Source organism: Bacillus sp. BB51/4, assembly GCF_008368845.1.
GTDB lineage: Bacteria > Bacillota > Bacilli > Bacillales > Bacillaceae_G > Bacillus_A > Bacillus_A wiedmannii.
The window spans coordinates 599,480-623,166 of sequence record NZ_QOSC01000005.1; the positions used below are offsets into that span (position 1 = coordinate 599,480).

The window sequence follows — 23,687 nt, forward strand, 5'->3', positions numbered from 1 at the left end:
CCTTTAAAAAACTTTATAATTTGTTAGGCGTGATAATACAACATAAGTAATGATTCCAGCGAGAAACAAACTGATATAGTAGTTAGGTAAGAAATAAAATTGATTGATTTTATAGCCACCTAGTAATGCAAAGTAGATGGTTGTCCCCCATATCCATATTCGTAAATGCCTTTGGAAAATAAATATCTTTTGACTGTTTTCATTTGGTGATCGCATATATAAATATGTTCCAAGTAGTAAGTAAAAAATCGTATAGAGAATAGGGACAAACATAGATTTGGCTGAATAATATTTATGAGATACTGGATTTCTTAAAGTAGCTGGATCGTTTTCCTTCTCAAGGTGTTCTGGATGATAGTTATAATCAATAGAAAAGCGATAAATTGGTGCAACTATATTTGTTTTTTGATTGAATTCATAAAGTTGTTGATCTAATTTATTACTTTTAGTATTGGTAGCCTCTAAATGGTTTAGCGTAAAAGTGTACACTAGTGGAATAAATGTAAGCCCCATTAGTAGCCATGGAATGCAAAAAATGACCTGCGAAACAATGCTTCCAGTAAAAGTACCGATACATAGAGCAGCTGTATAGACTGCAACATAAGAAACAATCGCATAAAGAAAGTATCGATGAAACGGACTAAATGATTGATAATCAAAATGAATAGTTGTTCTATAAATAACATACATAAGGATCCAGTTTATAAGTAACGAGCTCACAATACAAAGTGAACCGAAAGTCCATTTAGATAAGAAAACATCTTTTCTTTTAAACGGCATTGTCATAAGTTGTGTATTCGATTGGTTGCTACGTTCCCATCCTATCAATAAGCAGGCTAAAGCAATGATAAGAACAGTTAACAAAAAACTATTACCTTCTCCTGAAGAAAAGGTATAAAAATAATAATACTGTTTCCCTTTTTCTTGTAATTCGTAATATTTATCGAGTTCCATCTGAGCTGCTTTATAGTATCCGAAAGATAGAAGATAAAGTGTATAAAAGAAGAACAGTAGTACAGCATATTTCCCGCGTTTCCAATTCCACATCCACAACGCCTTATGAAACATACCCATCCTCCTCTAGTGTCGTAACGAAGACATCTTCAAGTGACATTGTTAATTCTTCAATGAGTATAGGTTGTTCTTTATAAAACTTCTCCAGTGTTGTAGCCACATTTCCCTCAATTAAGATTGTAAATACTTTTCCTGTTTGATTTAATATTTTAATATTGCTTAAGTTTTCTAGTTTTTGAGGTAATGAACGTTCATAAGCAACTTGTATTTTAGCAAATCGTGATTTTGCATCGTCTAGTGATGTAATAGACGAGATAGTATGGCCTTTTAATATAATAATTGTATCTGCGATTTGTTCCACTTCATCTAAATGGTGCGTTGAGATGAAAATGGTAATCTCTTTATCTGCAACTTCTCCAACGAGAAATTGAAGGATCTGCCGTTTAACGATAGGGTCAAGTCCATTTGTCGGTTCATCTAAAATGATATATTCTGCCTTTGTAGAAACGGCTAAAATGATGGCAAGCAGTGCTTTCATTCCTTTTGAATAACTACGAATTCGTTTGTTTGGTAAGCTAAAACGCTCCAACAGTTCATAGAAATATGCTTCATCAAATGCGTTATAAACTTCTTTATAAAACTTTACAATTTCTTTTACCGTATATCCGTTCAATATGTTAGTAGAATCCGGAACATATACGATTTTTTGCTTTATTTCAGGACACTGATGAATGTTTGTCTCTTCATATGTAACAGTCCCTGCATCAGGGTCTAAAATACCGACCATCGTTCGTAATAAAGTTGTTTTCCCCGCGCCGTTTCTTCCGAGTAATCCAATAATACTTCCTCTTTGTAATGTGAAAGAAACATCATCTAAAATTGTTTGATTATCAATTGTCTTCTTCAAGTTTTTCACTCTCAGCATCCGCATTTCCTCCAATCTCTTTATAGTATGAATCTATCCAATCATGAATTTTATCTTTCGTAACACCAAGATAAGAGGCTTCTAATAGTAATTGATGAAATTGCTTTTGAACCATAGCGATTTTCCTTTCGTCTAATGTTGGGGTAATCGATTGGGATACAAATGTTCCTTTTCCTCGTAATGTTTCAATAATTCCTTGTCGCTCTAACTCTTGATACGCTTTACTTACTGTATTTGGATTTATAACGAGTAAAGAAGCGAGTTCGCGTACAGAAGGAAGTTTATCACTTGGAGCTAACATATTTTTCAATACGAGTTCTTTTATATTTTGAACAATTTGTTCCCATATCGGAGTGTTGCTTCTTGGATCAAGTTGAATATGCAAGAGCAATGTCTCCTTTCTGACTTGTATTATGTGTACTACTTCATGTAATACACTTAATACAATATAGGTGATGAATATATTTGTCAACTGAAAATATTAGAAAAATATGGTATTAAAAAATAATAAATTGGAAAAAATAGGTTTGATATAGAATGGAGGGTTAGTCATGAAGCGAGTTTTTGGAATACTTGTTTGTTTCATGTTATTGCTTTCTGGTACTTCAGTTAGTTTCGCACAATCTGAGAAGACGAAGCAGGAAAAAACAGAAGAAACAACGCCGAAGTTAGCGGAACAAGCGTCATCAGCAATTGTAATTGAACAAGATACAGGTAAAGTTTTGTTTGATAAAAATCCAAATGAGAAGTTACCACCTGCTAGTATGACGAAGATTATGACAATGCTATTAATTATGGAACAAGTTGAAAAAGGAAAACTAAAACTGACCGATAAAGTTAGAGCAAGTGAGCATGCAGCTTCAATGGGTGGATCACAAATCTTTTTAGAGCCTGGAGAAGAGATGACTGTAAATGAAATGCTAAAAGGTATTGCTATTGCATCTGGAAATGATGCGTCTGTTGCAGTAGCGGAGCATATCGCGGGTTCAGAAGAAGGTTTTGTAAATATGATGAACAAAAAAGCGAAAGATTTAGGACTGAAAAATACTCATTTTCAAAATCCAACAGGTCTTCCGGCTAAAGACCATTATTCCACAGCAAATGATATGGCTATAATGGCGAAAGAATTGATGAAGTACCCACTTATTCGCAAATATACAGGTAAATACGAAGACTATTTACGAGAAGATACGGATAAGAAGTTTTGGCTCGTGAATACGAATAAGTTAGTACGTTTTTATCCTGGAGTAGATGGTGTGAAAACGGGCTTTACGACAGAAGCAAAATATTGTTTAACAGCATCGGCTGAAAAAAATGGCATGCGTGTTATTTCAGTTGTTATGGGAGCACCTACATCGAAAGAACGGAATAATCAAGTAACAAAGCTTCTTGACTATGCATTTGGACAATATATGACAAAGAAATTGTATACACGTGGCGAAAAAATTAAGACTGTACAAGTAGGAAAAGGGAAAAAAGAAAAAGTAGATTTAGTTGCGTCAGACAATGTGTCTCTTCTTATGAAGAAGGGCGAAAATATGGACAAAGTAAAGCAAGAAGTAATTGCTGAAAAGAAAGTGAAAGCGCCGATTAAAAAAGGTGACGCGCTTGGTACACTTGTTATTAAAAAAGATAAAGATGTTTTATTAAAACAAACAATTGTAGCAAAAGAAGATGTTGCTGCAGCGAGCTGGTGGGAGTTATTTAAAAGAAGTTTTGGGATGTTTTCAACATCAAAATAGCGGCAAACATTTTGCCGCTTTTCTATTCGTATGAAAGTAAATAATTGCCGAATGTTTTCACTTTATGGCGAAATAGTTCTTCTTTTGTCAGCAGGAAGGATTCTTATGTTGTATCACGAAAATCTTTATGTATGTAAATGAGTAAAGTTTGAGCATAAGGAGGAAATCGTGTGAGTCTTTCCATGCAATTAGAAGTAAAGCGTGACGTCCTATGTGTGAGGCTAGCGGGTGAATTAGATCATCATACTGCTGAAGAGTTGCGAACGAAAGTAACAGATATGATTGAGACACATGGTGTTCATCATATTGTTTTGAGCCTAGAGAACTTATCGTTTATGGATAGTTCTGGTTTAGGTGTTATATTAGGCCGATATAAGCATGTAAAGGGATTAGGTGGAGAAATGGTTGTTTGTGCAATTTCACCGCCTGTTAAGCGTTTATTTGAAATGTCGGGCTTATTTAAAATTGTTCGCTTAGAAGAAAGTGAAGCGCATGCGCTCGCGACGTTGGGGGTGGCATAAATGAGAAATGAAATGAACCTTCAATTTTCAGCATTAAGTCAAAATGAATCATTCGCTCGCGTTACAGTAGCTGCTTTCATTGCGCAACTAGATCCAACGATGGAAGAACTTACGGAGATTAAAACAGTTGTGTCAGAAGCAGTTACGAATGCAATTATTCATGGATACGATGGAAATGCAGAAGGTGTTGTTTATATTTCTGTAATTTTGGAAGAAGCAATGGTGAAACTCACGATTCGAGATGAAGGGATTGGCATCTTTGATTTAGATGAAGCAAGACAACCCCTTTTTACAACTAAACCTGAATTAGAGCGTTCCGGAATGGGATTTACTATCATGGAAAATTTTATGGATGAAGTAGAAGTTATTTCAAACGAATCTTTCGGGACAACAATCCATTTGACAAAATACTTATCAAATAGTAACGCTCTATGCAATTAAGGAGAATAGCCTATGGACATAGAGGTCAAAAATGAGAAGAAGAAACCTCAGTTAAAGGACCACGAGCTAAAAGCGTTAATTCAACAAAGTCAAGATGGAGATCAACAAGCGAGAGATACAATCGTTCAAAGTAATATGCGTCTCGTATGGTCGGTTGTGCAGCGTTTTCTTAATCGAGGATACGAACCAGACGATTTATTTCAAATTGGATGTATTGGGCTCTTAAAATCGGTAGATAAATTTGATTTATCTTTCGACGTGAAATTTTCAACATATGCAGTTCCAATGATTATTGGAGAAATACAACGATTTTTACGTGATGATGGATCAGTGAAAGTAAGTAGATCTTTAAAAGAAACAGGAAATAAAATTCGAAAGATGAGAGACGAGCTTTCGAAAGAATTCGGAAGGGCACCAACGATTAACGAAGTAGCCGAAGCGTTAGAACTAACGCCAGAAGAAGTGGTTCTGGCGCAAGAAGCGAGTCGTGCTCCTTCATCTATACATGAAACGGTGTATGAAAACGATGGAGATCCAATCACTATTTTAGATCAAATTGCTGATCAATCTGAAACGAAATGGTTTGATAAAATTGCTTTAAAAGAAGCAATTAGAGAATTAGATGATCGAGAACGTTTAATTGTATATTTACGCTACTATAAAGACCAAACCCAATCAGAAGTAGCGGAGCGCATAGGTATTTCGCAAGTACAAGTTTCAAGACTTGAAAAGAAAATATTAAAACAGATGAAAGATCGAATAGATGAGTAGCTATCTATTCGATTTTTTTTATGACTTTAATTTAGTAGGGAATGTAAACTTCCGTAAAAATTAACAGAATTTATTGATAATTTAGTAAATTTAAAATATAATCCAAGTATGAACTTGTCACAAAGGGGGAAGGAAATATGGAAACGAGGCAACAATGGGGAACGAGGGCCGGATTCATTTTCGCAGCGGTCGGCTCTGCCGTTGGATTAGGAAACATATGGCGTTTTCCTTATACAGCGTATGAAAATGGGGGAGGCGCATTCTTTTTACCGTACTTATTCGCATTATTAACGACTGGTATTTCATTATTGGCGTTTGAATTTGCTCTTGGGCATCGTCACCGTGGTTCCGCGCCACTTACGTTCTTCCGTATTAGTCCGCGTGCTGAATTTATCGGATGGTGGCAAATGTGTGTAACGTTTATCGTTTCAACATATTATGCAGTAATTATTGCTTGGTCTATTTCGTATACGTACTTTGCAATTACTGGAGCATGGGGGAAAGATACGCAATCATTTTTATTTAAAGAGTATTTGCATGTTGCAGATAAGCCTGGACAGTTTGGGGGGCTCGTACCGGAAGTATTAATTCCATTAGCTCTCGTTTGGATTATTGTGCTTGGTGTTGCATTCAAAGGAGTTAAAAAAGGAATTGAAGTGGTTAACCGCATTTTCATCCCTTTACTAGTTGTTATGTTCCTTATTATCGTAGTTCGTGCAGTGACGATGGAAGGTGCGATGCAAGGATTAGATGCATTCTTCAAACCAGATTGGAGTCGTATTTTTGATGGGAAAGTATGGCTTGCTGCTTATGGTCAAATTTTCTTTAGCTTATCTTTAGCATTTGGAATTATGATTACGTATTCTAGTTATTTACCGAAAAACTCAGATACAACAAATAATGCCTTTATTACTGGGTTTGCAAACTCAGGATTTGAATTATTAGCAGGGATTGGGGTCTTTGCAGCTCTTGGATTTATGGCAAACAATATGGGAGTGCCAGTTGATAAAGTAGCAAGTGCTGGTGTAGGACTTGCATTCGTAGTATTCCCGCAAATTATTAATGAATTACCGATGTCACCGTTATTTGGCGTATTATTTTTCTTATCATTAACGGTTGCCGGAATTACATCTCTCATCTCGCTTGCGGAAGTATGTTTTGCTGCCGTATCTGAAAAGTTCAGCTTAAGCCGCCAAAAAACAATTGGAATTATGGGGACGCTTCTCGTACTAGTTTCTCTTGTTTTTGCAACGCGTGGCGGGCTTATGTTCCTAGATGTTGTTGATTATTTCGCTAATAACTTCGGATTAATTTCAATTGCATTAGCGGAAGTAGTTACGATAGGGCTCATTCTACGACGTTTACCAGTTTATCAAAATCACGCAAACTTCGTATCTGATATTAAATTGGGGACGTTTTGGAGAGTGAGTTTACTCGTTATTACCCCGCTTATGTTAGGGTACATGTTAATTGATGGGACAATCCAAAATATTAAAAAGAACTACGGAGATTATCCAACGGAGTTTGTCGTAACGTATGGTTGGTCAATTGCAGCAGCATTCCTTATCGTTGCACTAATCATTAGTATAAAGAAATGGAATGCACAAATACATTCAGATTCTGCTAAGCTTGAAAAAGAATGGAAAGATCGGGGTGTTTCATAATGAGCGGATCAGCGATTATGATGATGGTTATTGGTATAGTAGTTATTTGGGGAGGACTCGCATTAAGTATTGCAAATTTATTTAAGAAAAAGGCATAAACTAAAAAACATCTGTACCGAAACGGTACAGATGTTTTTTTTATGAAAAAATTGTATTAGAAAAAAATTCAATAACCATACTACAACTACGAGGAAGAGTGAAGAGGTGAATGGAAATTGGAACAAACAATTTATATTAAAATGCGTAATCGATTAAAAGTTTCTCCTACGTATGAAGTGAAACTGGGTGATGTTGCTCAACTTGCGGGAGATGCTCTGGTAGTTCAGTCGTTACAAGATGAGGTAGTTTACAAAATAACAGCGCATGATAAGACGCATGTCGTAATTGATGTTATGAAAATAATTGAGATCATTAGGAAAAAAGGGGCTCATATACAAATTAATTTACTCGGTTCTGGACAAACTCTTGTTGAAATTATATATGAAAAAAAGAAAGTACATCCGATTTTCTTCGGGCTTGTATGGTTGTTACTTTTTATTGGAGCGGCTCTTGCGATCATTTACTTCCATGAAGATGTAAGCATGCAACAAGTGCACCAGCGGTTATATTACATGATTACGGGAGAATTTAAGGCACAACCACTTCTATTTCAAATTCCTTATTCAGTAGGTCTTGGGTTAGGTATGATCTTATTTTTTAATCATGTATTTCAAAAGCGAATTAATGAAGAGCCGAGTCCGTTAGAAGTGGAGATGTTCCAATATCAGCAGTCACTTGACCAATATGTAATTGTTCATGAAAACAAGGATAATATGAAACAACTTGCCGATGATTGAGTCTGGGCTTGTTATTTTAATTGGTTTAGCCGGAGGAATTGCAGTAGGTAGCGGATATGTCGCATTTTTAGCTGTACTTGGTATAATCCCCCGTCTAGCTCAATTAACGAGAAGTGGAAAGCACATTCAATATTTTGAGTGGGCAGTTATTGCAGGTACGTTAACAGGAGCTTGGTGTAGTTTGAAAAACATTACATTTCAAACGTCGCAATATTGGCTAGTCATATTAGGAATATTTTGTGGCACATTCATTGGAATGCTTGCAGCCGCATTAACAGAAGTGTTAAATGTTTTACCTATTTTAGCGAAACGGGTAGGGGTAGAGGGGAAAATCGTTGTTTTACTCGTTGCTCTTGTACTTGGGAAAGTAATAGGCTCGTTGTTTCACTGGATTTATTTCGTAAAGTAGGAGGCAGTATATAAATGACAGGGCGAAAACTAAAGGATGATTACATAAATAAAGTGAAGGAGTACCATCCAAAACCAAATTATTTCCTAAATTGTGTCAAGGCATTTCTTGTAGGTGGATTCATTTGTACTGTCGGAGAAGTATTGATGAAATTTTATATACATTATTTTCATTTCAGTGAACAAGAGGCAGGAAATCCGACAGTTGCAACGCTTGTATTATTATCGGCGATTTTAACAGGTTGTGGTGTATATGATAAAATCGGTCAATTTGCTGGAGCGGGTTCGGCCGTACCTGTTACGGGATTTGCGAATTCTATGGCGAGCGCTGCGCTAGAACATAAGAGTGAAGGAATTGTGCTTGGGGTTGCTACAAATATGTTTAAGCTAGCGGGAAGTGTTATCGTTTTTGGGGTCGTTGGTGCATACGTTATTGGGTTAATAAGATATACTTTTAACATTTTTATGTCGTAAAGGAGGGGCTAGTATGAGGTTGACTGGAAAACAAACGTGGGTATTTCAAAATGATATTTATGTGAATGCAACCGGTACTGCTGTCGGTCCAAAAGAAGCTGAAGGCCCTCTTGGAAAGGATTTTGATATTTCATACGATGATTTACATTGCGGAGAGGAAAACTGGGAACTTGCTGAACGAAGATTAATGTCAGATTCAATTCAACAAGTCTTGCAAAAAGGAAATGTAAAAACATCACAAATTGATTTCTTTTTAGCGGGTGATTTATTAAATCAAACAGTGACAGCAAATTATGTTGCGCGTAAGTGGGGGATTCCCTTTTTAGGGATGTTTAGCGCTTGTGCAACCTCGATGGAGACTTTAGCGGTTGGGTCAGCCTTTATAGATGGTGGATTCGCAAATCGTATTTTAGCGACAGTAAGTAGTCATAATGCGACGGCTGAAAGACAGTTCCGTTATCCAACAGAGTATGGAGGACAAAAACCAGGAACAGCAAATTCCACTGTTTCAGGTGCGGGATCCATATTAATTAGTAAAGAAAAAAGTGCTATTAAAATTACGGCAGCTACGATTGGGAAAGTGCAAGATTTAGGGATTGCAAATCCTTTAGATATGGGATCGGCGATGGCACCTGCTGCTGCTCACACAATTCAACAACATTTTGAAGATTTGAAGAGAAGTGCAGCAGATTATGATTTGATTGTTACCGGTGATTTATCAGCTATTGGGACACCAATCGCGAAACAACTGTTACTGGAAGAAGGTTATGATCTTGGGCATATATATAATGATTGCGGATTAATGATTTATGATCCCGGTCAAGAAGAAGTATTTGCCGGTGGTAGTGGCTGTGCTTGTTCAGCTGTTGTCACATATGGTCATTTATTAAGCGAGATGCAAAAAGGGAATTTACAACGGATTTTTGTTGTTGCTACTGGTGCGTTATTAAGCCCGATGATGATGCAGCAGAAAGAAACCATTCCAACAATTGCACATGGTGTTGTATTTGAGAGAGTGAAGGGAGAGTGAATTGTGGATTTTATATATGCATTTCTTGTAGGAGGCGCTATTTGTGTAGTTGGACAAGTATTGTTAGATTTTGCAAAGCTAACACCAGCCCATTTAATGGCTACCTTTGTAGTACTAGGAGCAGTTTTAGATGGATTCGGATTGTACGATAAGCTTATAAAGTTTGCTGGTGCTGGTGCGACAGTTCCTATTACAAGTTTTGGACATTCACTATTACATGGGGCAATGCATGCGGCAGAAAAACATGGATATATTGGGATTGGTATGGGTATGTTTAGTTTAACGTCTGCAGGCATTTCTGCAGCGATATTATTTTCATTTTTTGTAGCACTTATATGTAAACCGAAAGGATAAATCAAATGAGACGAAGGGTTGTTTTGGTCACAGATGGAGATGAATATGCAAAGCGGACAATTGAGCTTTTAACGAAGGAATTTGGGGGAAGGTGTATTTCAGCATCACAAAGTAATCCAACCAAATTGACAGGGAAGAAAGTTGTTGAGCTTATTATGCAAACGCCATATGACCCTGTATTTGTCATGTTTGATGACAGTGGATTTATTGGAGAAGGATCTGGTGAAAAGGCTTTAAAATATGTAGCTACACATAAACAAATTGATGTACTGGGGATTTTGGCAGTAGCGTCTAATACACATCATTGGGAATGGGCACGTGTAGATGTCAGTGTAGATCGGAACGGGAATTTAACCGAATACGGTGTTGATAAATTTGGACTTCCAGATGGTGAAATTGGCAGAATTAGCGGAGATACAATTTATTGTTTAGATGATCTGAATGTTCCTGTCATTGTGGGAGTTGGTGATATTGGTAAAATGTGTGGAAACGATGAATGGGAGAGAGGATCACCTATTACTAGAAAAGCGATTCAATTAATTTTGGAAAGGAGTGGTTTTTATGACCAAACCTAAAAAAGTGGAAATCCCTATTTCATCTTTCATAAGTGATAATGAAAATTACTTAAAGCAAACAGCTGGACTGGGTGTTACATACGACGTTGGCATTCGTAAATTTCAAATTTTAAATAAAGAAATTGGTGTGTTATTTGTAAACGGACTTTGTGATACGAATTATATTATCCCTATTTTAGAAGAAGCTGTGGATACAAATGAGATAAGGGATGTAGAAGAAGATACAGTGAAGCTTTTAGAGAACCGTTTAATCCATCAACAAGTAAGCAAAGTGAAAACGATGGATGAGGTAATGCTTCAAGTATTATCAGGACTCATCGTTATATTTGTGGAAGGTGAAACGGAAGCGTTCGCAATAGATGTTCGTAGTTATCCGGGCCGGACGCCGACAGAACCAGATACAGAAAAGGTAGTACGTGGTGCAAGGGATGGATTTGTTGAAAATATCGTTGTAAATACAGCGTTAATTCGTAGAAGGATACGTGACCCACGTCTTCGAAATGAAATGATTCGAGTAGGAGATAGATCACAAACGGATGTTTGTATTACATATGTACAAGATGTTGCAAATCCGGATTTAGTTAAGATTATAAAACAAGAATTAAATAACATTGAAGTAGACGGGATTACGATGGCGGATAAAACGATAGAGGAATTTGTAGTTAAACAAGGCTATAATCCCTTCCCGCTTATTCGATACACAGAAAGACCAGATGTAGCAGCAAATCATCTACTAGAAGGACATGTGTTAGTACTCGTTGACACATCACCAAGTGCTATGATTACACCGACAACATATTTTCATCATTTACAGCATGCAGAAGAGTTTAGGCAAAATCCAGCTGTAGGTACATTTTTACGTTGGGTACGTTTTTTAGGTGTTATATTTTCACTGTTCTTATTGCCATTTTGGTTAGTGTTTGTTTTTGATCCAACTCTTTTACCGGAAAGTCTTGCTTTCATTGGACCGAACAAGATGACGCATTTACCAATTTTATTACAAATTTTGATGGCCGAAATCGGACTCGAATTTTTAAGGATGGCTGCCATTCATACACCGACATCGTTGTCGTCTGCAGCAGGATTAATTTCTGCCATATTAATTGGTCAAATTGCCATTGATGTAGGTTTGTTTGTACCAGAAGTAATTTTATACGTAGCAGTTTCTATGATCGGAGCATATGCAACACCGAGTTATGAATTAGGGCTTGGGAATAAAGTTGGAAAGCTATTTGTCATTATTTTGACAGGTATATTTCATGAAATGGGATTTGTAGTTGGAATGACGATATTGATTTTATTTTTAACGTCTATAAAAAGTTTACAAACACCGTATTTATGGCCGTTTTTACCATTTGATTGGGGAGCGTTAACAAAAATTCTACTCCGTCCAACGATGTCTAGTTTAAAAGTGCGCCCAAGTATTGTAAAACCTCAAAATGTAAGAAGGCAAAAATAAGCAGGATGAATCTCCTGCTTATTTTTTATCGAAAATTTATTGTTTTTTAACAAAAATCAAACATTTTTTGTGTACACTTAGAGTAGATATTGTGTATGGAAGGGGAAGAGGACATGATTAAATTATTTGTAAGTGATTTAGATGATACGCTCGTTTACAATGTGAATCATATGCAAAAAGAAGATGAACGTGCACTTTGTTGGTTAGCTGAAAAAGGGACAAATATTTGTTTTGCCTCTGGCCGCTTTACTCATCGAATTGATGAAGTCGTAAATAGGTTTGCATTCCCGTATTACACAACTAGTTTAAATGGAGCGATGATGTTACTGCCGGATGGAAAAATATTTCATGAATCAAGTTTTGAAGATGGGATTGCCCAGGAAATATATCGATATATCCATAAAAAGGGACTAGCAGATATTGTTTGTGCAAATGAGCAACGGTATACAAAAAGAAAGAATGAACATCATCACAATTTTGAAACGTATATGGGCGTACATATTGCTGAGATAGAAGCATTAGAAGAGGAATTTGGTAAGACTGTACATCCTGCGAAATTGTTTGTTTTTGGAGAAGAAGAGACAATTGCAGCATTAGATCAAGAGTTACGAGATACATTTCAGAGCGAAGCAGAAGTTTTTATGTCTGGTAAACGATATGTTGATATTATGCCAAGGGGAGTAAGTAAAGGGAGTGCTTTAAGGCGACTAATGGAACATTTACAAATTGAAGCAAATGAAGTTGCATGCATTGGAGATTCTTTCAATGATATTTCTATGTTTGAAGTAACTCCGCATTCATTTACTCTACATCATGCTCATCCATATGTGAAGGAGAAGGCAAATCATATTGTTCGTTCGGTCGAAGAAGCTGTTATGAAATTGCCATTACTTGTATAAAAAAAGAAGTTCGTCATTGACGAGCTTCTTTTTACTTGAATAACGATTTAACAAAATCAATGATACTTGAGAAGAAATCTTTAACTTTATCTAGGAAACCTTGCCCTTCTTCAGATCCTAAAAAGGCAGAGACGTGTTCTTTTGCTTTATTTAACTGACTGCCAACTTGATTCCAATCGATATTAAGATTTTTCATTTTATCAAATAGCGCAACTAAGTTATCTAACTGTTCATCCGTTAATGTAATACCAAGTTGATCCGCAATTTTTTTAATCAATGAACGTAAATCTTCAGTCGTTTTTGGTTGTTCTTTGGCAATTTCTTCTTTAATTTTTGCAACAAGTTGAACTGCTTTTTCTTCACCAATTTTATCGCCGAGCTGGGCTGTTTGCACCATTTCTTCATTGGCTACTTTTTTTACTTCTTCAGGAATTGCTTTGTTCGATGCTGTTTCATAGGCTTTCATTAAACCGGTTAAAGCAGCAGTTCCTGAAACTTTAAATGGTGCAGTAATTTGAATTTCTGCATCTTTCACACCTGCTGTAATAAGTGCGTTTGTGTACATTGCATCTGTTATCGAATTAATGTTTTTTGAACGTACAATGAGACCAGACCCTGGCTTTGTGTATGTAATCATAGAAGAGGAAATTGCTCTCGTACCAATTTGCGCTTTTGGAACAACCCCTTCTAGAAATTTATGTTCTTCCGCATTAGACACAGTAATGATTGTAGCATCTTTTGGTGCTTTCATTTCTTTTAACAGATCTTGTTTTTGTTGTTCAGACAAGTTTTCTCCTAGTGTAACAATTGATTCTCCTTCGATGATGTCTGCAAACGAAGCTGTTGGCATCATAAATACCGTTACAGCCAATAGCAGAGCTAGTAATTTCGTTTTCACGAAAAATCGCTCCCTTTCTCTTTCTAAAATTTTCGGGCAACACAGTTATTATAGTATATATTTATTATTTGTCACCTAGCTTTTTCCACATTTCGAAAAAGAAGTATCTAGATTGTCGGATTCTTTTTGTTTCTAGTCATGAATGTGGTAATATAGTGCTGAGATAGTTGAAAGGAGACATATACGTATGAAAACTTTAGGATACATATTAATGGAAAATGGTGAAAAAATCGATTTAGAATTTTTCCCAGAAGAGGCACCAAAAACAGTAGAAAACTTTAAAAAACTAGCAGAGCAAGGATTTTATGATGGTGTGACATTCCACCGCGTTATTCCTGGCTTCGTAAGCCAAGGTGGAGATCCAACAGGAACAGGTGCAGGTGGCCCAGGTTACTCTATCCCATGTGAAACTGATGGAAATCCTCATAGACACCTTGTAGGTTCACTTTCTATGGCTCATGCTGGCCGTAATACAGGCGGTAGCCAATTCTTTGTTGTTCATGAGCCACAACCGCATTTAGATGGTGTACATACTGTATTCGGTAAAGCAACAAGCGGTATTGAAACAGTATTAAACATGCGTCAAGGCGATGTAATGAAAGAAGTTAAAGTTTGGGAAGAATAAGTTAATGAGAAAAGAGAGCTATTGCTCTCTTTTTTGTTTTTTTAATAGGAATGGGTATTTCGTTTACAGTACATGATACAAGTAGTACTGTAATTGTAGCGAAAATATGGCGCTTATAAGAACAAAATTTTAACAAATCACATAGAATACATTAGATTACATGTTTCAATAAATATTTTTATTACATTAATTTTGCTAGAATTCATTTGCTCTCGGGTGATGAATATTGCAGTGATAATGAGAGATGGATGTTTCTTTTCGCTTTCATATAACAACGTTTCTCCTTCTATCTACTTAGAAAAAATAGTACTGAAACATATATTTGACTTTCTTCTTTTCGCTTTGTATGATTATCAAGTTGTTTTAAGCCCTTCTCACTCTGTTGAAAATATTGTAAAATGAATGTGATATGAAAAGAGTGGTTGAGGGGATTAATAGTTTGTAACTTTTGTAAGAAGGGATAAGGGTTATGTTAATTCGTTTTAAAAAAAGTTATGAAAAGATTGCAATGGGGCTTCTTTCATTTATGCCAACTGAAAAAGATGTGAAAACATTACAATTGACTATGAAAGATTATGAAGCAAAAGATGATTGGCAATTGTATTTGTGGAAGCAAAACGAAGATTTTGTTGGGATAATGGGGATTGTAAAAAAAGAGAATCAAGTGTTGGAAATTCAGCATTTGAGTGTGAACCCGTCTCACCGTCATATGGGTATTGGGACGAAGATGGTTCAAGAGTTAAAGAGTAAATTTCTTGAGTTTACAATTTGCGGAAATGAGCAAACAGCAAGTTTTTGCAAAAAGTGTAAAGGGCTAGAACAAAATATACATTCGTGAAAGCAGAGATAAGTAGTTTATTATCTCTGCTTTCTTTTTTGTAATTGTTCGTTTCGTTCAGCGATGACCTCTGTTCGATCACGTAATGTGTGCTTATGTATTATATATTCATTAGAAGTAGCATTCACGTCTTTCCAAGGAAGGTTTTGTTTCTGACATAATTCCATGCAGTGCTTTTCTAATGCTGTATCCGATAACGGTAAAAATAGCGGTGTAAAACTCTCTTCTTTCTGTATAGATTGCAATCTATCCTGGAGTAAGCATAGAAGTTGTGTCTGATTTATTCCTAAACGTAGTAAAGGTGCACTGTTTTTTTCTAAAATCGTTATGGCGCTTTTCATCATCTTCTCTGCGCCATTCCAGTTAGAGCGTCTTTGATGGTATAAAGAAACTGCAATTTGAATAAGACCGACTAAATAATTATCACGATTTTCTCTCGGTTTTGTTTTCCAATATTCTTCCAGTATTTCGTGGCATTCAAAATAATCATAATCTCCGTGAAAATGAATTAAAAATTGGATGTATTCGGTAGGATACATTTTCTTCACCCCTGTTTAACGGTTATAAATACAAGTGTATCATAGAAATATAAACAATAAACGACTAGGGAATTTTCCCTAGCCGTTATTGTTCATATTAGCAGAAGCAAGCTGCCCCTACAATAATTAGTAAAATAAACAATACAACAAGTAATGCGAACCCACCGCTAAAACCGCAATCAACGTGACCCATAGTTTTTTGACCTCCTACATTGTTCTTACTACACTGTTATCATATGAAGCGGTGGGCATGATGATATAGGCATAGGTCTATTTTTAATTAAATTTCTTAAAAAGGTTGGATAGAACATGAGTATGCTCTATACTTATGTTGTTATAGAAAAAATGTGGTGGGATGCTTTGTGCAGTATAATTTTAAAGTAGAGGCTTTTGAAGGGCCTTTAGATTTATTGTTACATTTAATACATCGTTATGAAATTGACATATATAATATTCCTGTAGCGGAAATTACAGAGCAATATTTATCTTATGTTCATACGATGAAAGAACTACAATTAGATGTTGCAAGTGAGTATTTAGTAATGGCTGCGACTTTATTACAAATTAAAAGTAAAATGTTGTTGCCGAAACATGAAGAAGATGTACTTGATAACGGTGATGACTTTATAGATGATCCTCGTCAAGAATTGATGGAGAGGTTAATTGAATATAAGAAATATAAGCAAGTTGCTACTGAGCTAAAAGAAAGAGAACAAGAAAGAGCACAGCTATATACACGTCCGCCAATTGATTTTACATCGTTACAACAAGAAGAGGAGACAAACTTGCCTCTTGATGTTACGTTATATGATATGCTAGCGGCATTTCAAAAATTAATGCGCCGTAAAAAAGCAAAGAAACCTGTAACAACACGTATTACTCGTCAAGAAATACCAATTGAAAAGCGCATGATTGATATTTTAAAACAGTTAGAAATACAAGGTGGTCGTCAAAGTTTTTATGATTTGTTTGTTGATGATGAACGGGAAATAATGGTTGTAACATTTTTAGCGGTTCTTGAGCTTATGAAAAATCAACAAATCATAATTGAACAAGAACATAATTTTGATGAAATTTTCGTATCAAGCTCTACTAAATCTGCATAGATTTAGTATGGAAAATGGGATGGAAATAATATATCTCATGCTAGGTTTGAATGTATCGTTTGGAACAAGAGAAAAAATATTGAACCGAACGCATTGATTGTGATTCGGTTTTTTGATGTGTATTTTTATGGAGAAAATTGGAGGAAGGAGCTCGTAAAATGGATAGAAAAGAACAGAAATCAATCATTGAAGGGCTTTTATTTGTTTCTGGTGATGAAGGGATTTATCCAGAACAAATAGCGAAAGTGCTTGAAATTGAAGGAAATGAAGTAATCGATATTTTAGAAGAAATGCAAAAAGAATGTGAAGGTGCACACCGCGGTTTGCAAATTGTACAGTATGCAAAAGTATATCGTTTTGCTACAAAGAAAGAACATGCTTCGTACTATCAAAAATTAATAGATATCCCAACAGCTGCTTCACTTTCTCAGGCTGCTTTAGAAACGTTAGCGATTGTGGCATATCGTCAACCTATTACAAGGACTGAAATGGAAGAGATTAGAGGGGTGAAAACCGATAAGGCGTTACAAACGTTAGTTTCACACTTACTTATAAAAGAAATGGGAAGAGCAGAAGGGCCAGGGCGTCCTATTTTATATGGAACAACGAAAGAATTTTTGGATACATTTGGATTGAAAACATTAGATGATTTACCGGTACTTTCTGAAGAGAATGAACAAATGAATGAAGCAGATTTATTCTTTGGTTCTTTACAGGAGATATCGAAATAAAAGCTTAGCATTTTGCTAAGCTTTTTTTGTATATCAATTATATACCGTGCCATACTAATTGAAAAAAGGAGACGAGTTATGAGAAGTATGCGAGGTATTTTATTGTTAGTTTCTGTTTTGTTATGCTTTTCTTTAAATAGTGCATCGGCTAAAAGATATATGATGTCTATTCATACCGCGTCTCCTTTACATATGCAGCGGCAACATTTTGGTAAAATGAAAGTGAGTTTTTTAAAAGTTGGACAAGGTGATGCGACACTTATTACATTGCCAAATGGACAAACGATGTTAATTGACGGGGGACCTTATGAAGCAGGTGAGGTTATCATTCAAAAACTAATCGAAAAAGGGATTAACCATTTAGATGCTATCGTCAGTACGCATCCTGATATGGATCACATTGGAGGACTCATTCCGATTGTAGAGCAAATGCCGGTATCACTTATATTAGATAGTGGAAAAACATATAGTTCTTTTACGTATCACACATACCGGAATCATATTAAAAAAAGAGGAATTCCTTTCGTTTCAGTAAAAGAGGGACAATACATACCGCTAGATCCGCATGTTTCCATACAAGTATTAAACAATGGGAAATCAAAAGATGAAAATAATGAATCTTCAATTGTGTTAAAGGTACGATACGGAAAAGCGGATTTTTTACTAATGGGTGATGCTGATGTGCGGACGGAAACTGAAATATTAAAGCAATTTGATGTACATGCAGATGTGTTAAAGGTGGGACATCATGGCTCCTATACTTCAACAAGTGAAATGTTTATAAAGAAAGTAGAACCACAGTTTGCAATTCTTTCATACGGAAGCAGAAATCCGTATGGACATCCGCATCAAAGTGTAGTGAGACGCTTAAAACAGCATGGTATAATGATGTATGGAACAAATAAACGTACAGTAGAAATGGAAACAGACGGCGAGCATATTACAATAGGCTCTAGTGGATTAATGCCATTACTTAAGTGAGTAATATGATAGGGGATATTCTCCCTTTTTGGAAAACTGAATAACATATATTATAATTGCAAGAGACGTACTAAGTTTCCTCTTTGTTAAACAAAGAGGAAATTTTATTCGAATGTCTAGACAACTACTCGTGCATATATTAAGATGGAATTAGGCGAATAAGGTAATAATAACAAGTAGGTATTTCATGGGAAAGGATCGATGAAAATGAAAACGCAAGTTGTCATCAATGCCAAAATTTATACAGGTCAAGAAGTAGTGGAAAACGGATTTATTCGTTACGCAGAAACAATTAAAGAAATTGGTTTGATGGCTCAATATGTATCACAAGAAAATGAAGCGGTTTTAGATGCAGCAGGGAAGATTGTGATTCCAGGTATGATTGATGTTCATATTCATGGTGGATACGATATTGATGCGATGGATGCAAATAGCGATGGATTAGTAACTCTAGGTAAAGAAATGTTAAAAGAAGGAGTTACAACTTACTTTCCAACAACAATGACACAAGCTCCAGAAGCAATTGAAGCGGCACTACATGCTGCGAAGGAAGCGAAAGAAAAAGGAGCACATTTCGAATATATTCACTTAGAAGGACCGTATGTTTCAAAAAAACGTGCAGGTGCACAACCACTTGAACATATTGTTCCTGCCAATATTGAACAATTTAAACAATGGCAGGAAGCAAGCGGGAATCTAATTAAATTAGTAACATATGCACCTGAAGAAGAAGGTGCGTTAGAGTTTGAACAGTATCTTGCTGAAACTGGTGTTGTTGGCACAATGGGGCATACAGATGCAATTGATGCGCAACTAAAAAATAGAAACATTACACATGCAACGCATTTATACAATCAAATGCGTGGATTACATCACCGAGAACCAGGAGTTGTTGGTCATGTGTTATTAAATCCAGATGTAATGGTTGAAGTAATTACAGATGGTATTCATATTCACCCTGATATGGTGAAATTAGCATATAAATTAAAAGGACCGAAAAAAGTAAGTGTTATTACTGACGCAATGCGTGCAAAAGGTCTTGAAGATGGATTATATGAGCTTGGCGGACAGCCAGTACATGTAAAAGATGGTAGTGCTCGATTAGAAGATGGAACGTTAGCTGGTAGTATTCTAAAAATGGATCAAGCTTTCCGAAATGTAATTGAATTTACAGGTTGTTCAATCGAAGATGCAGTACTGATGACATCAGTTAACCAAGCAGAAGAGTTTGGATTAAATCATAAAGGTGCATTAGCGGTAGGAAAAGATGCAGACTTTGTTGTGATGAATGAAGATTTACATGTATATGATACGGTTCGTTTAGGAATTCATATGAAGGAAGGGAAGTAATTAAATGAATATTCTTGTTGTAAAAACTCCAGAAGAACTAGCAGAAGCAGGTTATAAATTAATTGAAGAAGTTGTAAAAACAAAAGAAAATCCAACATTAGGAATGGCTACAGGAAGCTCTCCATTAGGTATTTATGCAGAAATGCGAAAAAATAAACTTGATACAAGCCGTGTAACCACTGTAAACTTAGATGAGTACGTAAATTTACCACATGAAGATAAAAACAGCTATCACTATTTCATGCAAGAACAGTTGTTTGATCATCTTCCATTTAAACAAACTTATGTACCAAACGGGATGGCAAGTGATTTAGAGGAAGAGTGCAAACGTTACGAGGGCATTCTAGCTGCTAACCCAGTTGACCTACAGATTCTTGGAATCGGTGAAAACGGTCACATCGGATTTAACGAACCAGGAACACTGTTTAATTCTCCAACAAACATTGTTGAATTAACAGAATCTACACGCCAAGCAAACCTTCGCTTCTTCGAAAAAGAAGAAGATGTGCCAACGCATGCGATTACAATGGGAATTGGAAGCATTATGAAAGCGAAACAAATTCTACTTGTTGCTATGGGTTCTAAAAAGGCAGAAGCTGTGAAAGAATTATTGCAAGGTGAATATAGCGAAGCGTGTCCTGCTACAGTTTTACAACGTCATCCGAATGTAACCGTAATCGCTGATCAAGAAGCTCTATCTTTATGCAGTGAGGCGATTGCTGATGAACATCGACAAGTATTCACCATTTCCGATCTATTATCAGATTCAAGAGTGGGTGAAACAGCTAATTGAGGACGGCGAATGGAAGCCGGGAGATAAAATCCCATCTGAGAATGAACTTTGCGATAAGTTCGAAGTGAGTCGTATGACAATCAGACAGGCGATTAATAATTTAGTGGAACAAGGTTATTTATATCGGAAACGTGGAATCGGTACGTTTGTCCAACTTCCGAAAGTGGAACAAAAATTGCAAGGAATGACGGGATTCACAGAAGATATGATTTCTCGTGGGATGAACCCAAGTAGTCAATTACTAAGTTTCCGCCTAGTTCCAGCTACTGCGAAAATAGCAGACCGGTTGAGAATACAGGAGGGAGAGTCGGTTTATGAAGTGAGGCGTATACGCTTAGCTGATGATGAACCGATTGCTTTTGAGACGACATATTTGTCGCCAGCTCTTGTAAAAGATATTAACGAAGAAATATTGCAACAATCTTTATATGAACATTTAGAGAAAAAACTGGGCTTTAAACTTGTTAGCGCTACTCAATCAATTGAAGCTTCAATTGCAACGGATAATGAAGCTGAACATCTGCATATTCCTAAAAAGGCGCCAGTGCTTGTAATGCGTCAATGGTCATATTCAGAAGGTGAAGTACCGTTAGAGTATGTGAAATGTATTTATCGTGGGGATCGTTATAAGTTTATTACAAACATCGCACGTAACAAATAATATATTTCAGTTTGTGAAGTACAGTTAATGTCAAATTGTTTAACATGTAAAGAAAAAATACGACTCATCCTTATAAGGAGTGAGTCGTATTTTTATTATGAGCAATTACGTGGTTAACAGCATCTTTAACTGTATTTACTACATAGTGAGCGTGTTCTTTTACTGCTTCATCTGCTTGAGACATAGCAAAACTGTGAGGAGTTAAAGAAAACATCGGGATATCATTATAAGAATCCCCTATGCAAGCAACTTCCTCTGGTTGTAGTTGAAACTCTTTTAATAAAACAGAAATAGCAGCCCCTTTACTAATATTAGGTGGCATTACATCTAAACATTGTTCTGCTGAAATGAATGTACTAACTTTTCCGTGGAATTTTTCATCAATTTTTTTCTGAAGGAGTTGTAAGCTTTCCTTTGTTCCACCGACAGAGATTTTATTTGGGAAAATTGTATCATCAATTTTCTGTAATAGATGCGGTTCTTCAACAGAAGTCATCGTTACTTGTTGTTCAAGCTCATGAATGAACGGTGTTTTCTCTTCAATGTAATAATTATGCTCATCACTTACATAACGAAAATAAGGATCTTCATTTGTCATTGCTAACAGATCAGGTAGAATACTCGAATCGAATGTTGCGGATAATAGTTGCTTGTTTTCATGTGTGTACACGAAAACACCATTTACACTAATACGATGGAAATTTGTATTTACAGCTTTCATTAAGTCTGCAATTTCATTATCCAATCGGCCAGAAGCGAAACAAAGAATAACATTTTGCTCAGCAAGACTACGAAGTGCTACAATATCTTGTTCGTCAATTAACCCTCCGTGTTGCATCATTGTACCATCGATATCACTTACAAACATTTTAATCATGTTGTTATCTCCTTTCTATGTACAGTTGCTCTTACATTATACGCATCATATATAAACATGTCTAAAAAATGAATTTTTATGAAATGGTAGATGTTTTACATTGACGACAAAGAAGAATGTTCTGTAACATAAAAGCAGGCTATTTAAGTACGAGGGTGGTGTTATATGAATAATTATCTAGAAATTAAAAAAGTTTTAAATAATAATGTCATCATTGCTAGCCATCCTGAACATGAGGAAGTAGTAGTGATTGGTAAAGGAATTGGATTTGGGAAAAAAGCGAAAGATGTATTGGAGCAAGAACAAATTGAAAAAATGTTTGTTTTAAAAAATGAACGTGATCGTGAACAATACAAACTGTTAGTGCCGCATGTGAGTGAAAAACTAATTGAATTAATGAATGATATTATGTTCTACATTCAAGAAAAAGCAAAATCACCATTGAATGAACATATTCATATCGCTTTAACAGATCATATTTCTTTTGCGATTAAGCGGTTAAAACAAGGACTTACAATTGATAATCCTTTTTTAGTTGAAACGAAAATGCTCTATCCAGAGGAATATGAAATTGCTGAAGGTGTTGTAGACCTTTTAAATTCTCGTTTACAAATTACATTACCAGAAGGAGAAATTGGTTTTATTGCACTCCATATTTACAGTTCGCTTACAAATTCAGATTTATCTTCAGTTAATCAAAACTCCCGTCTCATTGCACAGCTCGTATCTTTAATTGAGACAAACTTACAAATTACATTAGACCAAGAAAGTATCCACTATTTACGCCTTATCCGTCATTTACAATACGCAATTGAACGGGTAAAAAAAGGGGAAAAAGTAGAGGAATCACAAAGTTTTGCTGATTTATTAAAGGCAGAATATCCTGTCTGTTATAATTTAGCTTGGAAGCTAGTTAAGGTCATGCAAAAAGAATTGCAACTTCCTGTGTATGAAGCAGAGAGCATATATTTAACGATGCACCTGCAGCGCTTAGTGAAAGCAGAGCATGCGTAAAAAGACATATATTTTTGTCTAAAATGAAAACGTTAAAAAAAATCATTGAATCGCTTACAATAGTTATGTATAATAACTATTGCAAAGTTATACAAATTTCGACAAACACATTAAGGTAAGTAACGAAAACGTTTGCCTTAATTATAGTGAACTTATACGTA

General features: G+C 35.8%; 31 protein-coding genes. 24 read left to right on the forward strand and 7 right to left on the reverse strand.

Annotated elements, in window-relative coordinates:
- Nucleotides 1-3 precede the first annotated feature (3 nt).
- Genes DN392_RS05525 through DN392_RS05535 form a run of 3 tightly spaced genes read right to left on the reverse strand, consistent with a single transcriptional unit; the run spans nt 4 to nt 2,324 of the window.
- A complete protein-coding gene (locus DN392_RS05525; RefSeq protein WP_064449211.1) occupies nt 4-1,068 on the reverse strand; it encodes an ABC transporter permease in 1,065 nt (354 codons plus the stop codon).
- Nucleotides 1,058-1,939, reverse strand: coding sequence for an ABC transporter ATP-binding protein (locus tag DN392_RS05530; RefSeq protein ID WP_061672332.1), 882 nt, complete (start codon nt 1,937-1,939; stop codon nt 1,058-1,060). Before DN392_RS05530 ends, DN392_RS05525 begins: the two co-directional genes overlap by 11 nt.
- Nucleotides 1,905-2,324, reverse strand: a complete 420-nt coding sequence (locus DN392_RS05535) for a GntR family transcriptional regulator (protein WP_000548043.1) — start codon at nt 2,322-2,324, stop codon at nt 1,905-1,907. Before DN392_RS05535 ends, DN392_RS05530 begins: the two co-directional genes overlap by 35 nt.
- A 166-nt stretch (nt 2,325-2,490) precedes the next feature.
- Between DN392_RS05535 and dacF the strand changes: the two genes are divergently transcribed.
- From dacF to DN392_RS05610, 14 genes are all read left to right on the forward strand, one after another.
- Nucleotides 2,491-3,681 (forward strand): serine-type D-Ala-D-Ala carboxypeptidase DacF, encoded by a 1,191-nt coding sequence (gene dacF, locus DN392_RS05545; RefSeq protein ID WP_000831992.1) that lies wholly within the window; start codon nt 2,491-2,493, stop codon nt 3,679-3,681.
- A gap of 170 nt (nt 3,682-3,851) precedes the next feature.
- A complete protein-coding gene (gene spoIIAA, locus DN392_RS05550) occupies nt 3,852-4,202 on the forward strand; it encodes an anti-sigma F factor antagonist (RefSeq protein ID WP_000059133.1) in 351 nt (116 codons plus the stop codon).
- Entirely contained in the window at nt 4,203-4,643 is a 441-nt protein-coding gene (gene spoIIAB / locus DN392_RS05555) for an anti-sigma F factor (protein ID WP_048546248.1), read from the forward strand.
- A 12-nt stretch (nt 4,644-4,655) separates the two neighbouring features.
- Nucleotides 4,656-5,414: an RNA polymerase sporulation sigma factor SigF gene (sigF, locus tag DN392_RS05560; RefSeq protein WP_000350733.1), complete on the forward strand. Its 759-nt coding sequence runs from the start codon at nt 4,656-4,658 to the stop codon at nt 5,412-5,414.
- Nucleotides 5,415-5,551: 137 nt separating this feature from the next.
- Nucleotides 5,552-7,078: a sodium-dependent transporter gene (locus DN392_RS05565; RefSeq protein WP_000450092.1), complete on the forward strand. Its 1,527-nt coding sequence runs from the start codon at nt 5,552-5,554 to the stop codon at nt 7,076-7,078.
- On the forward strand, nt 7,078-7,176 hold the full coding sequence (locus DN392_RS05570; protein ID WP_000016826.1) for a methionine/alanine import family NSS transporter small subunit: 99 nt from the start codon (nt 7,078-7,080) through the stop codon (nt 7,174-7,176). The genes DN392_RS05565 and DN392_RS05570 overlap by 1 nt, the downstream gene beginning before the upstream one ends.
- Before the next feature lie 117 nt (nt 7,177-7,293).
- Complete coding sequence (spoVAA, locus tag DN392_RS05575; protein WP_000438358.1) at nt 7,294-7,914, forward strand: stage V sporulation protein SpoVAA; 621 nt, start codon at nt 7,294-7,296, stop codon at nt 7,912-7,914.
- Nucleotides 7,907-8,323, forward strand: a complete 417-nt coding sequence (gene spoVAB, locus DN392_RS05580; RefSeq protein WP_000572948.1) for a stage V sporulation protein SpoVAB — start codon at nt 7,907-7,909, stop codon at nt 8,321-8,323. The genes spoVAA and spoVAB overlap by 8 nt, the downstream gene beginning before the upstream one ends.
- Before the next feature lie 14 nt (nt 8,324-8,337).
- Complete coding sequence (gene spoVAC / locus DN392_RS05585) at nt 8,338-8,796, forward strand: stage V sporulation protein AC (RefSeq protein ID WP_000147730.1); 459 nt, start codon at nt 8,338-8,340, stop codon at nt 8,794-8,796.
- A gap of 13 nt (nt 8,797-8,809) precedes the next feature.
- On the forward strand, nt 8,810-9,826 hold the full coding sequence (spoVAD, locus tag DN392_RS05590) for a stage V sporulation protein AD (protein WP_001241141.1): 1,017 nt from the start codon (nt 8,810-8,812) through the stop codon (nt 9,824-9,826).
- A gap of 3 nt (nt 9,827-9,829) precedes the next feature.
- Nucleotides 9,830-10,180, forward strand: a complete 351-nt coding sequence (spoVAE, locus tag DN392_RS05595) for a stage V sporulation protein AE (RefSeq protein ID WP_048565672.1) — start codon at nt 9,830-9,832, stop codon at nt 10,178-10,180.
- A 5-nt stretch (nt 10,181-10,185) separates the two neighbouring features.
- Complete coding sequence (gene spoVAEA / locus DN392_RS05600; protein ID WP_064056456.1) at nt 10,186-10,755, forward strand: stage V sporulation protein SpoVABEA; 570 nt, start codon at nt 10,186-10,188, stop codon at nt 10,753-10,755.
- Entirely contained in the window at nt 10,742-12,214 is a 1,473-nt protein-coding gene (gene spoVAF, locus DN392_RS05605) for a spore germination protein SpoVAF (protein ID WP_048562394.1), read from the forward strand. The genes spoVAEA and spoVAF overlap by 14 nt, the downstream gene beginning before the upstream one ends.
- A 95-nt stretch (nt 12,215-12,309) precedes the next feature.
- The gene (locus tag DN392_RS05610) at nt 12,310-13,113 is read left to right on the forward strand and encodes a Cof-type HAD-IIB family hydrolase (RefSeq protein ID WP_064056455.1); all 804 of its coding nucleotides are present in this window, start codon (nt 12,310-12,312) and stop codon (nt 13,111-13,113) included.
- A 31-nt stretch (nt 13,114-13,144) separates the two neighbouring features.
- Here the strand turns inward: DN392_RS05610 and DN392_RS05615 are convergent, their stop codons facing one another.
- Nucleotides 13,145-14,011, reverse strand: a complete 867-nt coding sequence (locus tag DN392_RS05615; protein WP_000850517.1) for a DUF1002 domain-containing protein — start codon at nt 14,009-14,011, stop codon at nt 13,145-13,147.
- A 187-nt stretch (nt 14,012-14,198) separates the two neighbouring features.
- Here DN392_RS05615 and DN392_RS05620 point away from each other — a divergent pair, with 187 nt between their 5' ends.
- The 3 genes from DN392_RS05620 to ribT all read left to right on the forward strand — a co-directional run bounded on the left by DN392_RS05620 (nt 14,199) and on the right by ribT (nt 15,474).
- The gene (locus DN392_RS05620; RefSeq protein ID WP_000853785.1) at nt 14,199-14,636 is read left to right on the forward strand and encodes a peptidylprolyl isomerase; all 438 of its coding nucleotides are present in this window, start codon (nt 14,199-14,201) and stop codon (nt 14,634-14,636) included.
- Between the two features lie 219 nt (nt 14,637-14,855).
- Entirely contained in the window at nt 14,856-15,038 is a 183-nt protein-coding gene (locus tag DN392_RS30665; RefSeq protein WP_048565670.1) for a hypothetical protein, read from the forward strand.
- A 67-nt stretch (nt 15,039-15,105) separates the two neighbouring features.
- A complete protein-coding gene (ribT, locus tag DN392_RS05630) occupies nt 15,106-15,474 on the forward strand; it encodes a GNAT family N-acetyltransferase RibT (RefSeq protein ID WP_000908397.1) in 369 nt (122 codons plus the stop codon).
- A 20-nt stretch (nt 15,475-15,494) separates the two neighbouring features.
- On the opposite strand, the gene DN392_RS05635 is transcribed toward ribT, so the two are convergent.
- Nucleotides 15,495-16,013, reverse strand: a complete 519-nt coding sequence (locus DN392_RS05635; protein WP_048565669.1) for a DUF309 domain-containing protein — start codon at nt 16,011-16,013, stop codon at nt 15,495-15,497.
- A 97-nt stretch (nt 16,014-16,110) separates the two neighbouring features.
- Nucleotides 16,111-16,206: a YjcZ family sporulation protein gene (locus DN392_RS05640; protein ID WP_000510194.1), complete on the reverse strand. Its 96-nt coding sequence runs from the start codon at nt 16,204-16,206 to the stop codon at nt 16,111-16,113.
- 169 nt (nt 16,207-16,375) lie between these two features.
- Here DN392_RS05640 and scpA point away from each other — a divergent pair, with 169 nt between their 5' ends.
- The 6 genes from scpA (at nt 16,376) to phnF (ending at nt 21,635) form a co-directional block, all read left to right on the forward strand.
- Nucleotides 16,376-17,119: a segregation/condensation protein A gene (gene scpA, locus DN392_RS05645; RefSeq protein WP_001199757.1), complete on the forward strand. Its 744-nt coding sequence runs from the start codon at nt 16,376-16,378 to the stop codon at nt 17,117-17,119.
- 158 nt (nt 17,120-17,277) lie between these two features.
- On the forward strand, nt 17,278-17,850 hold the full coding sequence (gene scpB, locus DN392_RS05655) for a segregation/condensation protein ScpB (RefSeq protein ID WP_000375163.1): 573 nt from the start codon (nt 17,278-17,280) through the stop codon (nt 17,848-17,850).
- Between the two features lie 78 nt (nt 17,851-17,928).
- Nucleotides 17,929-18,831: a ComEC/Rec2 family competence protein gene (locus DN392_RS05660; RefSeq protein ID WP_001257287.1), complete on the forward strand. Its 903-nt coding sequence runs from the start codon at nt 17,929-17,931 to the stop codon at nt 18,829-18,831.
- Nucleotides 18,832-19,038: 207 nt separating this feature from the next.
- Complete coding sequence (gene nagA, locus DN392_RS05665) at nt 19,039-20,181, forward strand: N-acetylglucosamine-6-phosphate deacetylase (protein ID WP_002107769.1); 1,143 nt, start codon at nt 19,039-19,041, stop codon at nt 20,179-20,181.
- Nucleotides 20,182-20,185: 4 nt separating this feature from the next.
- A complete protein-coding gene (nagB, locus tag DN392_RS05670) occupies nt 20,186-20,974 on the forward strand; it encodes a glucosamine-6-phosphate deaminase (protein ID WP_001024205.1) in 789 nt (262 codons plus the stop codon).
- Nucleotides 20,904-21,635, forward strand: a complete 732-nt coding sequence (phnF, locus tag DN392_RS05675; RefSeq protein ID WP_002194085.1) for a phosphonate metabolism transcriptional regulator PhnF — start codon at nt 20,904-20,906, stop codon at nt 21,633-21,635. The genes nagB and phnF overlap by 71 nt, the downstream gene beginning before the upstream one ends.
- 70 nt (nt 21,636-21,705) lie before the next feature.
- On the opposite strand, the gene DN392_RS05680 is transcribed toward phnF, so the two are convergent.
- On the reverse strand, nt 21,706-22,512 hold the full coding sequence (locus tag DN392_RS05680) for a Cof-type HAD-IIB family hydrolase (RefSeq protein ID WP_088321204.1): 807 nt from the start codon (nt 22,510-22,512) through the stop codon (nt 21,706-21,708).
- A 165-nt stretch (nt 22,513-22,677) separates the two neighbouring features.
- Here DN392_RS05680 and glcT point away from each other — a divergent pair, with 165 nt between their 5' ends.
- On the forward strand, nt 22,678-23,526 hold the full coding sequence (glcT, locus tag DN392_RS05685; RefSeq protein ID WP_064449209.1) for a glucose PTS transporter transcription antiterminator GlcT: 849 nt from the start codon (nt 22,678-22,680) through the stop codon (nt 23,524-23,526).
- Nucleotides 23,527-23,687: the final 161 nt, after the last annotated feature.

What these genes read in the sequence shown, in the direction of transcription:
- DN392_RS05610 (WP_064056455.1), top strand. Translation starts at nt 12,310, where the DNA reads ATGGAAGGGGAAGAGGACATGATTAAATTATTTGTAAGTGATTTAGAT.
- dacF (WP_000831992.1), top strand. Translation starts at nt 2,491, where the DNA reads ATGAAGCGAGTTTTTGGAATACTTGTTTGTTTCATGTTATTGCTTTCT.
- sigF (WP_000350733.1), top strand. Translation starts at nt 4,656, where the DNA reads ATGGACATAGAGGTCAAAAATGAGAAGAAGAAACCTCAGTTAAAGGAC.
- DN392_RS05565 (WP_000450092.1), top strand. Translation starts at nt 5,552, where the DNA reads ATGGAAACGAGGCAACAATGGGGAACGAGGGCCGGATTCATTTTCGCA.
- spoVAC (WP_000147730.1), top strand. Translation starts at nt 8,338, where the DNA reads ATGACAGGGCGAAAACTAAAGGATGATTACATAAATAAAGTGAAGGAG.
- spoVAD (WP_001241141.1), top strand. Translation starts at nt 8,810, where the DNA reads ATGAGGTTGACTGGAAAACAAACGTGGGTATTTCAAAATGATATTTAT.
- spoVAEA (WP_064056456.1), top strand. Translation starts at nt 10,186, where the DNA reads ATGAGACGAAGGGTTGTTTTGGTCACAGATGGAGATGAATATGCAAAG.
- DN392_RS05680 (WP_088321204.1), bottom strand. Translation starts at nt 22,512, where the DNA reads ATGATTAAAATGTTTGTAAGTGATATCGATGGTACAATGATGCAACAC.
- DN392_RS05570 (WP_000016826.1), top strand. Translation starts at nt 7,078, where the DNA reads ATGAGCGGATCAGCGATTATGATGATGGTTATTGGTATAGTAGTTATT.
- spoVAF (WP_048562394.1), top strand. Translation starts at nt 10,742, where the DNA reads ATGACCAAACCTAAAAAAGTGGAAATCCCTATTTCATCTTTCATAAGT.
- phnF (WP_002194085.1), top strand. Translation starts at nt 20,904, where the DNA reads ATGAACATCGACAAGTATTCACCATTTCCGATCTATTATCAGATTCAA.
- spoVAB (WP_000572948.1), top strand. Translation starts at nt 7,907, where the DNA reads ATGATTGAGTCTGGGCTTGTTATTTTAATTGGTTTAGCCGGAGGAATT.
- nagB (WP_001024205.1), top strand. Translation starts at nt 20,186, where the DNA reads ATGAATATTCTTGTTGTAAAAACTCCAGAAGAACTAGCAGAAGCAGGT.
- DN392_RS05530 (WP_061672332.1), bottom strand. Translation starts at nt 1,939, where the DNA reads ATGCTGAGAGTGAAAAACTTGAAGAAGACAATTGATAATCAAACAATT.
- ribT (WP_000908397.1), top strand. Translation starts at nt 15,106, where the DNA reads ATGTTAATTCGTTTTAAAAAAAGTTATGAAAAGATTGCAATGGGGCTT.
- DN392_RS05660 (WP_001257287.1), top strand. Translation starts at nt 17,929, where the DNA reads ATGAGAAGTATGCGAGGTATTTTATTGTTAGTTTCTGTTTTGTTATGC.
- glcT (WP_064449209.1), top strand. Translation starts at nt 22,678, where the DNA reads ATGAATAATTATCTAGAAATTAAAAAAGTTTTAAATAATAATGTCATC.
- DN392_RS30665 (WP_048565670.1), top strand. Translation starts at nt 14,856, where the DNA reads ATGAATATTGCAGTGATAATGAGAGATGGATGTTTCTTTTCGCTTTCA.
- scpB (WP_000375163.1), top strand. Translation starts at nt 17,278, where the DNA reads ATGGATAGAAAAGAACAGAAATCAATCATTGAAGGGCTTTTATTTGTT.
- DN392_RS05640 (WP_000510194.1), bottom strand. Translation starts at nt 16,206, where the DNA reads ATGGGTCACGTTGATTGCGGTTTTAGCGGTGGGTTCGCATTACTTGTT.
- DN392_RS05635 (WP_048565669.1), bottom strand. Translation starts at nt 16,013, where the DNA reads ATGTATCCTACCGAATACATCCAATTTTTAATTCATTTTCACGGAGAT.
- DN392_RS05620 (WP_000853785.1), top strand. Translation starts at nt 14,199, where the DNA reads ATGAAAACTTTAGGATACATATTAATGGAAAATGGTGAAAAAATCGAT.
- nagA (WP_002107769.1), top strand. Translation starts at nt 19,039, where the DNA reads ATGAAAACGCAAGTTGTCATCAATGCCAAAATTTATACAGGTCAAGAA.
- DN392_RS05525 (WP_064449211.1), bottom strand. Translation starts at nt 1,068, where the DNA reads ATGTTTCATAAGGCGTTGTGGATGTGGAATTGGAAACGCGGGAAATAT.
- spoIIAB (WP_048546248.1), top strand. Translation starts at nt 4,203, where the DNA reads ATGAGAAATGAAATGAACCTTCAATTTTCAGCATTAAGTCAAAATGAA.